The sequence below is a fragment of the Cupriavidus basilensis genome, from assembly GCF_008801925.2.
GTDB classification, from domain to species: domain Bacteria; phylum Pseudomonadota; class Gammaproteobacteria; order Burkholderiales; family Burkholderiaceae; genus Cupriavidus; species Cupriavidus basilensis.
In genome coordinates, this window is the sequence record NZ_CP062804.1 from 2,274,092 (window position 1) to 2,289,420 (window position 15,329).

Genomic DNA, 15,329 nt, shown 5'->3' on the forward strand with positions numbered 1-15,329 from the left:
TTTCAGGGGGGTTATCAGCCCCACGCCCCGCGTTTTCCGGCTCAACGGCGCCCCGAAAGCCGCCTGACCACCGAAATCAGCCGGTCCACCTCGTCCGTGGTGTTGTAGAAGGCCAGCGACGGCCGCACCGTGGCCTCCACGCCAAAGCGGCGCAGGATAGGCTGGGCGCAGTGATGCCCGGAGCGCACGGCGATGCCTTCCTCGTTGAGCGCGCGGCCCACTTCCTCGGTTTCATAGCCCTTGAGCACGAAGGACAGCACGCTGGCCTTGTCGCGCGCCGTGCCTACCAGCCGCACGCCCGGGATGGGCTGCAGCAGGTGGGTGGCGTACTCCAGCAGGTCGTGCTCGTAGCGGGCGATGTTCTCGATGCCGACCCGCTCCACGTAGTCCAGCGCGGCGCCCAGCCCCACCGCGTCGGCGATGTTGCCGGTGCCGGCCTCGAAGCGGTTGGGCGGCGGCTGGAACACGGTGCGCTCGAAGGTCACATCCGCAATCATGTTGCCGCCGCCTTGCCAGGGCGGCATGGCCTCCAGCAGTTCGCGCTTGCCATAGACCACGCCGATGCCGGTGGGCCCGAACACCTTGTGGCCCGAGAACACGAAGAAATCCGCGTCGATGGCCTGCACGTCCACCCGCATGTGCGAGACCGACTGCGCGCCGTCGACCAGCGCGCGGGCGCCGGCACTGTGGGCCAGGTCGACGATCTCCCTGACCGGCACCACGGTGCCCAGCGCATTCGAGACCTGCGTCACGGACACGATCCTGGTGCGGTCATTGAGCAGCCGCCGGTATTCATCCAGCAGCACCTGCCCGGAATCGTCCACCGGAATCACCCGCAGCCTGGCCCCGGTCTGCGCGGCAAGCTGCTGCCACGGCACGATATTGGCGTGATGCTCCAGGTGCGAGACGATGATCTCGTCGCCCTCGCCCACGTTCTGCACGCCCCAGGTCTTGGCGATCAGGTTGATGGCCTCGGTGGTGCCGCGCACGAAGATGATCTCGTCGGGCGAGGACGCGCCGATAAAACGCTGCACCTTGCTGCGCGCGGCCTCGTAGGCATCCGTGGCGCGCCCGGCCAGTGCATGGGCAGCGCGGTGGATGTTGGAGTTCTCGTGCGCGTAGAAGTACGAGATGCGGTCAATCACCGACTGCGGCTTGTGCGTGGTGGCGGCGTTGTCGAACCACACCAGCTGGCGGCCGTTGACGCGTTCCTGCAAGATCGGGAAATCGCGCCGGATGGCGTTGACGTCGAACGGCACGCGCGCCGAAGACGATGCCCACGGTAGCGTCTGCTCTTGCTCGCGCCCAGAGCCGTAAGCGCCCGGCCCTTGCTGCGGCGCATGCAGCGAAAGCGGATCGCCGAACGTGGCGATCTCGCGCAGGCTCGATGCGCCGCCATGCAGGTCGCGGCCCGCGCCCTCCAGGAAGTAGTAAGCAGGCGCGGCCGAGGACTGCGGCGACGGCGACGCCGCATGCGGCACGCCCAGCGCCTGGCCGCCGAAGCGGCTTTCCACCGCGGGCGCCACCGTGGCTACCGTGTCGGGCAGGCTATTCTGCGCCACCGAGGTTGGCCGCAAGGCCGGCGCGCGATTAGCCAGCGAGAGCACATGGGTTGGCGCGGCGGGCAGCAGGTTGGCGCCGGGCACGTGGCCCTGCGGGATCGCCGCACCCGGCACGCCGGTGCCCGTGCCGCCTGGACCCGCCACGGGCGAGCCAGGCGGCGCCGGGTTGTTCACCACGGGCAGCGACTGCGCGGCGGCGGGCGACGTCCCCGGCAGGGCCGAGAAAAACGCCCCCGCCAGGCGCGCCAGCACCGCCGGATCCGGCAGGCCGGGCGGCACCGAAGGCGCGCCCGGCAGCGCCGCCGACGGGCTGGCCGGCGGATTCGGCAGATTCACCGGATTACTTGTAGGTGTCAGGATAGTCATGGTACTTGCCGATCTCCACGTCATCGAGAACCGCCAGCGCATCCGGCGCGTGCACGGCCAGCGAGCAGTACAGCGAGATCAGGTACGAAGCGATAGCCTGGTCGTTGATGCCCATGAAGCGCACCGACAGGCCCGGGCCCTGCTCGCCCGCCACGCCCGGCTGGAACAGGCCGACCACGCCCTGGCGCTTGTCGCCCACGCGCAGCAGCAGGATCTTGCTCTTGCCGTCAGCCACCGGCACCTTGTCGGACGGGATCAGCGGAATACCGCGCCAGGTGATGAACTGCGAGCCGAACAGGCTGACGGTGGGCGGCGGCACGCCACGGCGCGTGCATTCGCGGCCAAAAGCGGCAATCGCCAGCGGGTGGGTCAGGAAGAACGCGGGCTCCTTCCACACCTTGCTGAGCAACTCGTCCATGTCGTCCGGCGTGGGCGCGCCGGTCAGCGGGAAGACGCGCTGCGCTTCGGCCACGTTGGCCAGCAGGCCGTAGTCCGGGTTGTTGATCAGCTCGCCTTCCTGATGCTCCTTGATGGTCTCGATGGTGAGGCGCAGCTGTTCCTTGATCTGGTCGTGCGGGCTGCTGTACAGGTCCGAGACGCGGGTATGCACGTCCAGCACGGTGCTGACCGCGTTCAGGAAATACTCGCGCGGCTGCTCTTCGTAGTTGACGAAGGTGCGCGGCAGCTTGCCTTCGTCGTCGCGCTGGGTGCAGGCGACCTTGACGGACTCGGGGTCCTGCACCTTGTTGAGGCGGTAGATGCCGGCTTCCACCGGCACCCATTGCAGGAAATGCGTCAGCCAGCGCGGCGTGATGGTCGCGAGCTGGGGGATGGTCTTGGTGGCATTGGCTAGTTGCCGTGCTGCGTTATCGCCGAGCGCCGTCTGGCCGCTCCCGTTTACCGACATGTGCTACTCCGTTTAGCTGTGAGCTGTGAGCTGATGGCTGATTGCTATATGAGAAAAACAAGAATCGTTATTACCGCAGCGATTATCGGGAGACGGCCCGGCCCGTTCAACATGCTATAGACGGCAATGCGCATGGATCTGCGCAAGGATTGGCGCGTGGTTCGTGGGCATCGGCGGCGATGGCTAGGACCGCGTGCCTACCACCTGCGCATCACGCAGCGAGACGTGCGCGGCGCCCGATCCGAGCAGCCACGAGATCGGCACGCCCAGCGCCACGGCCAGCTTTTCCACCGTGACGATCGAGGCAATCGCGCTGCCACGCTCGATCTCGCCGATATACGAGCGGTTCATGCCCGCATGCTCGGCAAGCTCCTCCTGCGACCACGCATGCGCCTCGCGCAACTGGCGCACGGTGGCGCCCAAAGTCCGCACCAGGTCAGTCATGGCAAGCTCGCCTCGATCGCGCGCGCCAGCTCGCTTGCGCCCGGCGCCCTGGCGGTCTCGTTGCGCGATACGGCCTGCGTCACATGGGCGCCGGCGGCGACATCCTGCGTGACCCACACATTGCCGCCGATCACCGCGCCGCGGCCCAGCGTGACGCGGCCAAGGATGGTGGCGCCGGCGTAGATCACCACATCGTCCTCGACGATGGGGTGCCGCAGCAGGCCCTTCTCCAGCTTGCCCGTGGCATCGCGCGGAAAGCGCTTGGCGCCGAGCGTCACCGCCTGGTACAGCCGCACGCGCTCGCCGATGATGGTGGTCTCGCCAATTACCACGCCCGTGCCGTGATCGATAAAGAAGCCGCCGCCGATCTGCGCGCCGGGATGGATGTCGATGCCAGTCTCAGCATGCGCCAGCTCCGCCACGATGCGCGCCAGCAGCGGCAGCCCGAGGCCATAGAGCGCGTGGGCGATGCGGTGATGGATCATCGCCAGGATGCCGGGATAGCAGAGCAGGACCTCATCCACGCTGCCGGCCGCGGGGTCGCCATGGAAGGCCGCGAGCACGTCGCTGTCGAGCAGGCCGCGGATGCGCGGCAGCTCGGCGGCGAACGCATGCACGGCCGTCAGCGCGCGCGCCTTTAGCGCGGCTTCATCGCGTTCGGCATAGCGCGCGGCGTAGTGGAACTCCAACCTTGCCTGGGCCAGCAGCCCGTGCAGCGCCGCGTCCAATGAATGCGCGATATAGAGGTTCTCGCTCTCCTGGCGCAAATCGGGCGGCCCCAGCCGCATGGGAAACAGCACCCCCTTGAGCGTGGCGACCACCTGCGCCAGCGCATCGCGCGAAGGCAGGTCGCGCCCACCCGGCTCCAGCAAGCGTTGCTGGCCTTCTCTCCATTGCTGGCGCACCTGCTGCAAGGCGAGCACGATCTCGCCGATCTCGAAGTCAGCCACTGTGGTACTCCCCGTTCTGCGTTGTCCGCGTGATGGCTCGCGCGGCTTGTTGAGCGCTATGCTCGTTGATCTCTATGGATCGATTGCTTGCGCCAGCCGCGGCTCAGTCCTGGATCCACGGCAGATCGTGAAAGCGCCAGCCGCCGCGCTTGCCGCGCCGTTGCCGCTCGTCGATCTCACCTTCGAAGCCTTCGAGCACGTTGAACACATGCGCGATCCCCGCCTTGGTGGCGGCTTCGGCAGCCAGCGCGGAGCGGTTGCCGCTGCGGCACAGCAGCAGCACCACGGCGTCCTTGCCGGTCTTGGCTTCGAGCTCGCGCGCAAAGCGCGGGTTGCGGGTCAGGCTGGTGCCGGTGGCCCAGGGCACGTGCAGGGTATCGGGCACATAGCCGACGAACTTGCGCTCTTCCGCTGTGCGTACGTCGACCAGCACCGCATCGCCGGCGCTGAACAGCGCCCAGGCCTGCTGCGGCGTCACGCGGCCGGCATAGGGCAGGCCGGAGGAACGTGCCACGCCGCGAGCGGCTTCCAGCACGGGATGCTTGATCTTGTCTTCCGATGCGACTGTCATGAAACGCTCTCCTTGCAGCATGTTGTCCGCGTGCGGGCTAAGCCGGGCCTGCCCGATGCACGCTTTGTCGTTGACGGCAACCGCCTATAGCCATCACGGCTCAACTATGAAATGACGCTGCCGGATTGAGAACGAATAAAAACGCATTTCCTAAGACGCTTCCTCGAGGGCGGCACGGGCCAACGCGGGAAAGGCATGAGCCGGCTTGACAAACCTGCCTGGCTGCGTCCAGATTCAGGGGCGGCTATGGATAACCACAGTTCACCGCGCATCGTTCACCGCTCACCTGCAGCAAGGAATGCCATGACTCCCTCCCCTGCCCGGCGCCGTTTCGTGCGGCACGCCCTGCTGCTGGCCGGCGCCGGCATGTTGGCCAGCGCGGCAAGCGCAGCGCCTGCCGCGGCAGACGAAGCCCTCGCCGCCGCCATCGCAGGTCCGCAGCGCAGTGCCGCCAACAAGGCCCGCGACGTGTACCGCCATCCGTTGCAAACGCTGCGGTTCTTCGGCTTGCAGCCGGATCAGGCAGTGATCGAAATCGCGCCGGGCGGCGGCTGGTACACGGAGATCCTGGCACCGGTGCTGCGCGACCACGGCAAGCTATACGCCGCGCACTATGATGTGAGCGCCGCGGATGCCAGCGAGGAAGGCAAGCGCTCAAGGGCGAACTTCGAGAAGAAACTGGCGCAAGATCCGGGCAACTACGGCAAGGTCACGGTCGGCACGCTGCCGGTGCGCGCCTTTACCGATATCGCCCCGCCGGGCGGCGCCGACCTGGTGCTGACCTTTCGCAACATCCACAACTGGATCAAGGACGGCCACCTGGACGACAGCCTGCGCGCCTTCTACGCCGTGCTCAAACCCGGCGGCGTGCTGGGCGTGGAGGAGCACTGGGCCACGCCCGGCACCTCGCTGGAGCAGATGATCGCCACCGGCTACGTCACCGAAGACTACGTCATCGACCACGCCCGCGCGGCCGGCTTTGCGCTTGCCGGGCGCAGCGAGATCAATGCCAACCCCCGCGACAACCACGACCATCCCGATGGCGTGTGGTCGTTGCCGCCGACGTTACGCGGCGGCGAGCGCGACCGTGTGAGCTTCATGGCCATCGGCGAATCGGACCGCATGACGCTGAAGTTCATCAAGCCGCGCTGAGGCACGCTCCACGCTTGTCAGGCGATCGACGCCAGGCGGTCGCCCACCTTGATCGCCGAGCCCGCGCGGCAGCGCATGGCCAGCAGCGTGCCCGCCACCGGGGCCAGCACGGTCAGCTCCATCTTCATGGCCTCGACCACCAGCAGCGGCTGCCCGGCCCGCACCTGCTCGCCGGGCTGAACCAGCACCTTCCACACGCTGCCGCTCATCTCCGCCATCACGGCATGGCCGTCGTGCTCGTCATGGCGCAAGGCGGCCGGCACTTCGATGGGCGCGGCGTTGGCCTCATGGGCTTTCCAGTGCGCCACCTCCGCGCTGAAAGCCGCCTGCTGCCGCGCCTGGAAGGCGGCAATGCTGTGCGCGCTGTCCACGAGCGACTGCCGGTACGCGGCATAGTCGAAGACATCGTGCTCGATGCGCACCGTGGCGCGTCCTTCGCGGAAATCCTCGCGCAGCCGGTCCAGCTCCGCCTCTGACACCGGGTAGAACTGCACCTGGTCAAAGAAGCGCAACAGCCACGGCGCGCCGCGCGCGAACAGCGGGTTCTTGAGGAACTTGTTCCAGATCGGCAGCGTCCGCCCGATCAACTGGTAACCGCCCGGGGAGTCCATGCCATAGATGCACATATAGACCCCGCCGATGCCGACCGTGCCTTCCGCGGTGAAGGTGCGCGCGGGGCTGTACTTGGAGGTGAGCAGCCGGTGGCGCGGATCAAGCGGCACGGCGCAAGGCGCGCCAAGGTAGACGTCGCCCAACCCCAGCACCAGATAGCGCGCGGCGAACGCAATGTCCCGCACGTCGTCGCGATGCGCCAGGCCGTTGATGCGCTGGATGAAGTCGACATTGTTGGGCAGCCACGGCGCATCAGCGCAGACCGTCTCGCGGTAGCGCTGCACGGCATCCAGCGTGGCACCATCCTCGAAGGCCATCGGCAGGTGCACCACGCGCGTGGGAATCTTCAGCGTGGCCACGTCCGGCAGGCCGGCCTCGATGGCGAGCAGCGCCTCGATCAACGCCGCCTGATGGATGCGCTGGCCGTCGTAGCGCACCTGCAGCGAGCGCACGCCGGGCGATAGCTCCAGCACGCCGTCAATCGGCTGCGCCTTGAGCGCCTCCATCATCAGGTACACCCGCAGCCGCAGGCCGATGTCGAGCACGTTCTCGCCGTACTCCAGCAGCAAATAGCCGTCGCCCGCCTGCCGGTAGGCGATGGCCGGGTGATAGCCGCTGGCCGCGCGCGCGGCAAGAATGGCGGTGGAACGCCCCGGCGCCGGCAGCGGCGGCGCGCGCGTGATTTGCCGCAGCCCGGCAATGTCCTGATCCTGCGCCGCCTGCAAGGCACGCGCGGCATCGAAGCTGATTGGCCGGAAGCGGATCCGGTCGCCCGGCTTGACCTGGCCAACCTTCCATAGCTCGGCCTTGGCGACCGTGACGGGACACACAAAGCCGCCGAGGCTCGGGCCATCATTGGTAAGGATCACCGGGAAGTCGCCGGTGAAGTTGATGGCGCCGATTGCGTATTCGCAGTCGTGCACGTTGGATGGGTGCAGCCCCGCCTCACCGCCGTCGCGCCGCGCCCATTCGGGCCGGGGCCCGACCAGGCGCACGCCAAGGCGGTTGGCGTTGTAGTGCACCTCCCAGTCCGTGGCGAAAAAAATCTCCATGGATGCCGGCGTAAAGAAGTCGGGAGCGCCATGCGGGCCGTGCAGGACCGCGATCTCCCAATGCTGGCCGTAGGTCGGCACCAGTGCCGCGGGGGCGGCCTGTGGCGCCGTCACCGGGGCCTCGACGCCGCTGGCGGCCAGATGTGGCTGGCCGAGCGGGAGCATGTCGCCCGGCCGTAGCGTGCGCCCGGCATGCCCGCCGAACTGCCCGAGCGCGAAGGTGGACCGGCTGCCCAGATAGCGCGGCACATCGAAGCCATTGCGCACGGCAAGGTAGGTGCGGCAGCCTTGCGTGGCCTTGCCCAGCGCCAGGACCTGGCCCGGGGCCACGCTGATTGGCGCCCAGAACGGGACGTTCATTCCGTCGAGCGTTGCCGTGCAAGGCGCGCCGGCCAGCGCCACCACGGCCGCGCCATGAAAGCGCAGGCGTGGCCCTGTCAGCGTGCATTCCAGCCCGGCCGCGCCCGGATGATTGCCGACGATGCGGTTGGCCAGCCGGAAGGCGTAGTCGTCCATCGGGCCGGATGGCGGCACGCCGATATGCCAGTAGCCCGTGCGGCCCGGCACGTCCTGGATGCTGGTGTAGGTGCCCGGCTCCAGCACCTCGATGACCGCCGGCGCGTAGGGAAAGCCGTCGAGCATGCGCGTGAAGGCGCGGCCCGTGGTGAACTCGGGCGAGTCGACGATCTGGCGCAGGTAGTCCAGGTTGGTGGCGATGCCGCACAGGCGCGTGGCGGCCAGCGCTGCCGCGAGCCTTGCGCGCGCGGCTTCGCGGGTGGGGCCGTGAACGATCAGCTTGGCCAGCAGAGGATCGTAGAAAGCGGATACCTCCGTGCCGGTCTCGACCCAGCCGTCGACGCGCACGCCGTCCGGAAAAGCCACCTCGGTCAAGGTGCCCGGCGAGGGCTGGAACTGCTTGAGCGGATCCTCCGCATAGAGCCGCACCTCCATGGCAGCACCCTGCGGCGGGCGGGAGATGGCATCCCAGTCCAGCGCGTCGCCCGCGGCCAGCTTCAGCATGCAGGCGACCAGGTCCAGCCCGGTGACCAGTTCGGTCACGGGATGCTCCACCTGCAGCCGGGTATTGACCTCCAGGAAGTAGAAATCCTCCCGCTCCACGTCGTAGATGAACTCCACCGTGCCGGCAGAGCGGTAGCGCACCGATTCGCCCAGCTGGATCGCGGCCCGATGCAGCGCGTGGCGCGTGGCCTCGCTCAAGTGCGGCGCCGGGGTTTCCTCCACCACCTTCTGGTTGCGGCGCTGCGTGGAGCAATCCCGCTCGCCCAGCGCCACCACGCGGCCCGCGCCGTCGCCAAAGATCTGCACCTCGATATGCCGCGCGCGGTCCAGGCAGCGCTCGATAAAGGCGCCGCCATGCTTGAAAAATTGCTCGCCCAGCCGCTGCACGCTGTCAAAGGCCGCGCTCAGCTCGGCATCATCAGCGCAGCGCGACAGGCCGATACCGCCTCCGCCGGCCGTGCTCTTGAGCATGACGGGGTAGCCGATACGCGCGGCCTCCCGCAGGGCTTGTTCCACGCTGGAGAGCAGGCCGGTGCCGGGCGTCATCGGTACGCCCGCCTCGGCCGCCAGCTCGCGCGCCCGGTGCTTGAGCCCGAACTCGCGGAGCTGGTGCGGCGTCGGGCCAATGAACACCAGGCCCGCCGCCTCGCAGGCCTCGGCAAACGCCGCGCTCTCCGACAGAAAGCCGTAACCCGGAAACACGGCTTGCGCACCGGTATCCAACGCGGCTTGCAGCACGCGCTCGGCCACCAGGTAGCTATCCGCCGCACGCTCGCCACCTAGCGGCACCGCCACATCCGCCAGCCGGGCATGCGCGGCATTGCGATCGGCATCCGAATACACGGCCACGCTCTTGATACCTAGCGCACGCAAGGTGCGAATGGCGCGCACGGCAATCTCGCCACGATTGGCGATCAGTACGGTGTGGAACATCGGCGCTCCCGGGTCAGGTTGCGCTGGCATTTGCGCTGGCGTCCGCGCTGGCGCGATACGCGCGCCAGCCGCCAAATGCCGTGATATCGCGGGCACCTTCCAGGCCCCGGGGTTCGCAGATGAACCCGGTCACTTGCCGGCCGTCTTCCAGCAGCAGCTTGCCGATGCCAAGGGGCGCGGGAATCTCCGCGACGAAGGCACCAAAGCCGGCCAGTGGCACATCCCAGAGCTCGACTTCGATCGGCGCGCCCTGCCCTGTGCCGCTATGCACCAACCCGGGCTTGGGCGGGATCGTATCCGCCAGCGCATAAAGCCGGTAGCACGGCGCCGTGCGGCAAGCCTCCACAAAGGCCGCGTGGCGCGTGAGCAGTTGATGGTTAAGCGGCATGCCGCTAAGGTGGGCGCCGACCACGGCCAGCCGCACCGATCCCGGCGTGACCGGCGTGGCGCGCTGCGCACCAACGGGACAAGCCCGCCCGGTGGCGCCCAGCGGCAACGCTTGCGCCGCCTGCCACTGCCGGCCAAAGCGGGCCAGCGCGCGGTCCGCCCAGGCCGGGGCAATCAGCGTGATGCCCGCCGGCAGGCCGTCCTCGCGCGCACCGGCCGGCAGCGCCAGCGCCGACAGGTCGGCCAGGTTGGTGAAGTTGGTATAGGTGCCAAGCCGCGCGTTCAGGCGGATCGGATCGTCCTGCACGGCGGCCAGCGTATAGATCGACGGCGCGCTCGGCACCACCAGCGCATCGACCGTTGCCAGCGCCAGGTGGATAGCGCGGGTCAGCGCCGCGCGCCGGTACTCGGCGCTGAACGCGTCCAGCGCGCTATAGCGGCCCGCTTCCTCCACGATCACGCGAACGACCGGATCGATGGCTTCCGGCTGGCTGGCGTGAAGCTGGCTCACCGCCAGGAAACGCTCAGCCACCCATGGCCCCTGGTAGAGCAGCGCGGCCAGCTCGGCGAATGGCGAAAAATCAATCGGCACCAGCTTGGCGCCCATCGCCTGCAAGTCCGCCTGCGCTTGCGCGAAACTGGCCTGCGCCTGCGTATCGCCAAAGAAAGCCAGCGCATCGGGAATGCCCAGCACGGGCGATGGCGCCAGCGCGGCGGGCGCGCTCAGCGGATAGGTGCGCGAGTAAGGATCGTCGTGGTCAAAACCGCCCGCGATCTCCGCCACCAGCGCGGCATCCTCGACCGTCAGCGCAAACACGGAGACGCAATCCAGCGTGCGGCAGGCCGGCACCACGCCGGCGCTGGAGAGCCAGCCCCGGGTCGGCTTGAGGCCCACGATATTGTTGAATGCCGCGGGAATGCGCCCCGACCCCGCCGTATCTGTCCCGAGCGAGAACGGCACCCAGCCGCGCGCCACCGAAGACGCCGAGCCCGAACTGGAGCCACCGCTGACGTACGCCGCGTCGAAGGTGTTGGGCACCGCGCCGTAGGGCGAACGAACGCCCACCAGGCCGGTGGCGAACTGATCGAGGTTAGCCTTGGCCACCACGATGGCCCCGGCCGCGCGCAGCCGCGCCACCGTGCCGGCATCGCGCTCGGCCACATACGCAAACGCGGGACACGCCGCCGTGGTGGGCCACCCCGCCACGTCGATGTTGTCTTTCACCACGAACGGCACACCGTAGAGGGGAAACGCATCGCGCTTGCCGCCCGCTTCTTCAACCCGCGCCGCCAGCGCAGCCAGCTGGGACTGCAGCCGCGCCGCATCCAGCCGCGCGATCCAGGCCGGGTCCGCTGCGTCCAGGTCCAGGAACGGCGCCAGCGCGTCCGCGGGCGACGCGCCTTGCGTCTTGTAGAGCTGTTGCCACTCAGGCAGGCTTCGGCAACTGCCAAGGCTGGCGGCGGATCGGCGCAGAGGCGTCTTGCTGGTCATCGCTTGTATCCCAGGTTGTATACATGAGGGCGTTGCAGACCAGCAAAGCAGGAGACATGCCATGTAAGACAAAAAGTACATTGATCTTACATTTCGAGGAAATCAAGGGAGCCGGGATCAGAGCGCCTTCGCGGGCCGAAGGCGCATGCGCGGCACGCACCCGCACCGCACCATGGGGCGGCGCGGGTAGAGCTAAATCAGTGCCAGCCGGCAGGACGACGCCGCAATGTGGTGCGTCGTCCCGGCGCCTTAGAACCGCACGCGCAGGCTCCCGACCAGCGCGTGCTCCTGCACCTGCGAGGCCAGTTGCCCACGATAGCTCACGCCAACGCTGACATTCGCCGCGACGCCGGCTTCCACGCCAAGCTCGGCCACCAGCGCGTCGCGCGCGATGGGCGTGCCTTGCACGGCAAAGCTGTCGCCGCCGGCAAACCCAAGGGTGGCCGTCGGGATGACATCGCCATAGGCATGGCGCCAGCCCAGCCGGGCACGCAGCGTCCCCGGCATGGCGGAACGCACGGCAAACGGGATGGCGGCCCGGGCGCCCAAGGTCGAGAACGTGGTGTCCTGCGCGGTGCTGCCAGCCTTCAGGCCGGCGGCGCGGGCGCTCTCCTGATAGCCGTCGGTACGCAAATGCGTGTACGCGAGGCCCGCGAACGGCTCCAGCGACGCCGCGCCCAGCGCGAAGGTGTAGCCGGTTTCGCCGAAGACCTGCGCCGCGCCGGCGGCGTAGCTGCTCTGTGCCGTGTCGCTGAATCCGGCGAAGGCGATCCGTCGGGTCGCATCGATGTGGCTCCAGGTATAGGAGGTGCCCAGGCGCACGCCAAGGCCGTCGCGCTGCGTCCCGGCATACGCGGCCAGGGTGTAGTTGTCGATGCCCGCCGACGACGACAGCGAGCTGACCTCCATGCGCGTATGGTCGTAGCCGGCCGCCAGGCCCGCACGCCAGCCTGCGCCTACATCGGCGTCGGCCCCGGCCAGCAAGCCCCCGCCAGATTGCGTGGTGCGGGCAGTGCCGCCGTCGCCCGCGCGCTGGCCCCAAGAGCCAAACGTGGTGGCCCAGGCGCCGTTGCGCGCGGCCACCGGCATGGGTACCGGGCCCAGCGATGCCACCAGGATGGGCTGGGGCAGGCCCGCATCGAACGCGCCGCGCAGGCGCGCGCCGAGGCTGTCGCGCATGACCTGGCCGCTATCGATGAGCTGGCTGGCGATGCTCGCATGCGCCTCGCCCGACAAGGCATCGAAGGCCTGCCGCGCAGCGGCGGCGGACGGCGAATTCAGCACGGCCCGATGCAGCTCGCCGCTGCCGATGCGCTCGACCGCGCCAGCCACGCCGCGCTGGTTCGCGGTGAACGCCACCGCGGGGAAGGCCACCGCGCTGCGCGCCACGTCCAGATAGACATGGCTGGCATCATAGGCCAGCCCCAGGTCGACAAACGGCTGGTTCTGCGTGAGCGCGCCGAAGGTGCCACTCACCCCGCCGCTGGCGCTGAGCAGCGTGTAGCGCTGCCCCGGGCTGTAGAGGCCGGCGGTCTTGATCACGTCGAGCGTGCCGGCGAGTGCCGCCGAGCCGGTGGCGTTGATGCGGTCGGACGCGCCGGCGGCGTTGATCTGCGCGACATACGTTGAGCCGGCCGCAAAGCGGATATCGCCGGCCACGTTCAGCGTGCCGATGAAGTTGCCCGGCGCGACCGTGCCGCCGCTGGCCACCGTCACGCTCCCGACCGTGCCATTGCCGCCCAGGGTGGCGCCACTGTTGACCTGGAAGCTAGATGCGGCATTGCTGCCGTTCACGGCCAGGCGGCCGGCATTGATAGTGGTCGCGCCGCCAAGGCTGCTGTTGCCGGTCAGGACCAGCGCGCCCGCGCCGTTCTTGGCCAGCGTGCCGGTGCCGCTGAGCGCGCCGGCAAACACGCCATCGGTGTCCTGGTTGAAGACCAGTGCCGCGTTGTTGACGATATTGCCTTGCAGGCTGGTCGCATTGCCCTGCAGCGTGCCGGCCGAGATCACAGTGCCGCCGCTGTAGCGGTTGGCACCGCCAAGCGTCAGCGTGCCGGCCCCGGTCTTGGCCAGGCTGCCGCTGCCGCTGATGGCGCCGTTGAAGGCGCCATCAACGGCCTGGTTGAAGACCAGGGCCGCATTGTTGACGATATTGCCTTGCAAGCTGGTGGTATTGCCTTGCAGCGTGCCGGCGGAGATCAAGGTGCCGCCGCTGTATGTGTTGGTGCCGCCAAGCGTCAGCGTGCCCGCGCCCGCCTTGGCCAGGCTGCCGCTGCCGCTGATGGCGCCACCGAATGTGCCATCGGTGCCCTGGTTGAAAACCAGCGCCGCATTGTTGACGATATTGCCTTGCAGGCTGTTGGTGTCGCCCTGCAGCGTGCCGGCCGAGATCGTCGTGCCGCCGCTGTAATGGTTGGCGCCGCTGAGCGTCAGCGTGCCCGCGCCGGCCTTGACCAGCGCGCCGGTGCCGCTGATGCTGCCGGCATAGGTGCCGTCGCTGGCCTGGTCGAACGCCAGCGTGCCGTTATTGCTGATGCTGCTGCCGCGCAGGCTGTCCGTATTGCCCTGCAGTACGCCGGACTGGATCGCCCAGTTGATGCCCGTGCTATCGGTCCCGCCCAGCACCCAGGTGCCGCCGCCGGTCTTCTGGAACGTGGAAAAGCCCCGGTACGCAGCCGCCGCGCCGACGTCCCCGGCATTGAACGATGCGTTGCCCGCGCCGCCGAGGATCAGCGTATTGCTGCCCAGGGTGCCATCGACCACACCGTTGATGCTGCTGCCGCTCTGCAGCTCCAGCGAATTGGTGCCGCCAGTGAAGCGAATCGCGGCGGCACGCGTGCTGCCATCCCCGGCGTTGCCACCCGAAATGGCGCCGCTGTTGACGATGGTGAGGTCGCTGCCGACGATGCCGATGCCACCCGCGCCAGCGACGCCGATGCCGGGCCCGCCCGCACCGCCATTGCCCCCGCTGATGGCCCCGGTGTTGGTCAGGCTGATGCCGGTGCCGCTGACGCCGACGCCGCCTTGCCCGCCCACGCCGCCCGTCGACTGCGTGGCACCGCCCGCACCGCCATTGCCGCCCGTGATGGCGCCACTATTGGACAGGCCACCGCCAGGAAAACGGAACACGACGCCTGCACCGCCATCGCCGCCATTGCCGCCCGGGATGAGGCTAGCTGGGCAGGCCATCTCCACCTGCCCCGCCAGCGCCACCGGTAATGGCGGCGGTATTGCCGAAACTGCTGCCGAAACTGGTCAGGAGCACCCCGCCGCCGCCTTCGCCGCCACCGCCACCGCCGCCACCCAGGCCGGGCAGAGCCACTGGGGTGACGAGGCCGCCCTTGCCGCCCGCGCCGCCGGCGATGCTCGCGCTGCTCGCTGAGCCATCGGCGCCCGTGATGACCATGCCGTATCCGCCTGCCCCGCCCCCGCCGCCGCCCTGCACGGGGGCGAAGGTGTCGGCGCCGTCGCCGCCCGCCAGCGGCGAGCCATTGAACCAGCTGTCCGCGACCAGGCCAGCTGCGCCACCCGCACCGCCAGGCGCCGCTCCGGCCCCATTGGCGCCTGCCGCGCCATTGCCAGTGCCTTGATTGACGCTGCCCCCCGCGCCGCCGCCGCCGACGGCGGCGCCCCCGGCCGCCTGGGCCGGGCCGGAGATCACACCGGCCAGCGCCAGCACGCACACCGCTCCCCGCGGTCCCGCATAGCGCGACGGCGCCTGCGCAAAAGCCGCCTGCAAGGCAATACTCAGCCGGCTGCGGATAAATCGATCGATTCGTTGCATATTGTTTTTGCCTGTTTATCTGTGTTCTTTTAATGGGCTTTTATGTGACCTGACACTGCGGGACCCTGTTTTCCCGGCGCAACTATCCTGCGCGCCG

Annotated in this window: 10 protein-coding genes; 1 reads left to right on the plus strand and 9 read right to left on the minus strand. The window is 68.8% G+C overall.

Annotated elements, in window-relative coordinates; genetic code table 11:
- Window positions 1-41 precede the first annotated feature (41 nt).
- The 5 genes from F7R26_RS31060 to F7R26_RS31080 all read right to left on the minus strand — a co-directional run bounded on the left by F7R26_RS31060 (window position 42) and on the right by F7R26_RS31080 (window position 4,800).
- On the minus strand, window positions 42-1,928 hold the full coding sequence (locus F7R26_RS31060) for a family 2A encapsulin nanocompartment cargo protein cysteine desulfurase (protein ID WP_150986151.1): 1,887 nt from the start codon (window positions 1,926-1,928) through the stop codon (window positions 42-44).
- Entirely contained in the window at window positions 1,903-2,835 is a 933-nt protein-coding gene (locus F7R26_RS31065; protein ID WP_006157090.1) for a family 2A encapsulin nanocompartment shell protein, read from the minus strand. Before F7R26_RS31065 ends, F7R26_RS31060 begins: the two co-directional genes overlap by 26 nt.
- Before the next feature lie 183 nt (window positions 2,836-3,018).
- Window positions 3,019-3,279: a helix-turn-helix domain-containing protein gene (locus F7R26_RS31070; RefSeq protein ID WP_150986150.1), complete on the minus strand. Its 261-nt coding sequence runs from the start codon at window positions 3,277-3,279 to the stop codon at window positions 3,019-3,021.
- Complete coding sequence (gene epsC / locus F7R26_RS31075; protein WP_150986149.1) at window positions 3,276-4,229, minus strand: serine O-acetyltransferase EpsC; 954 nt, start codon at window positions 4,227-4,229, stop codon at window positions 3,276-3,278. Before epsC ends, F7R26_RS31070 begins: the two co-directional genes overlap by 4 nt.
- Before the next feature lie 103 nt (window positions 4,230-4,332).
- On the minus strand, window positions 4,333-4,800 hold the full coding sequence (locus tag F7R26_RS31080; RefSeq protein WP_150986148.1) for a rhodanese-like domain-containing protein: 468 nt from the start codon (window positions 4,798-4,800) through the stop codon (window positions 4,333-4,335).
- A gap of 303 nt (window positions 4,801-5,103) precedes the next feature.
- Between F7R26_RS31080 and F7R26_RS31085 the strand changes: the two genes are divergently transcribed.
- Window positions 5,104-5,952, plus strand: a complete 849-nt coding sequence (locus F7R26_RS31085) for a class I SAM-dependent methyltransferase (protein ID WP_150986147.1) — start codon at window positions 5,104-5,106, stop codon at window positions 5,950-5,952.
- Window positions 5,953-5,969: 17 nt separating this feature from the next.
- Here F7R26_RS31085 and uca read toward each other — a convergent pair whose 3' ends face one another.
- From uca to F7R26_RS31105, 4 genes are all read right to left on the minus strand, one after another.
- Window positions 5,970-9,569: an urea carboxylase gene (uca, locus tag F7R26_RS31090; protein WP_150986146.1), complete on the minus strand. Its 3,600-nt coding sequence runs from the start codon at window positions 9,567-9,569 to the stop codon at window positions 5,970-5,972.
- Window positions 9,570-9,582: 13 nt separating this feature from the next.
- The gene (atzF, locus tag F7R26_RS31095) at window positions 9,583-11,448 is read right to left on the minus strand and encodes an allophanate hydrolase (RefSeq protein ID WP_150986145.1); all 1,866 of its coding nucleotides are present in this window, start codon (window positions 11,446-11,448) and stop codon (window positions 9,583-9,585) included.
- 249 nt (window positions 11,449-11,697) lie between these two features.
- A complete protein-coding gene (locus F7R26_RS31100) occupies window positions 11,698-14,637 on the minus strand; it encodes an autotransporter outer membrane beta-barrel domain-containing protein (RefSeq protein ID WP_193692186.1) in 2,940 nt (979 codons plus the stop codon).
- Complete coding sequence (locus F7R26_RS31105; RefSeq protein ID WP_193692187.1) at window positions 14,621-15,232, minus strand: hypothetical protein; 612 nt, start codon at window positions 15,230-15,232, stop codon at window positions 14,621-14,623. Before F7R26_RS31105 ends, F7R26_RS31100 begins: the two co-directional genes overlap by 17 nt.
- Between the last annotated feature and the right edge of the window lie 97 nt (window positions 15,233-15,329).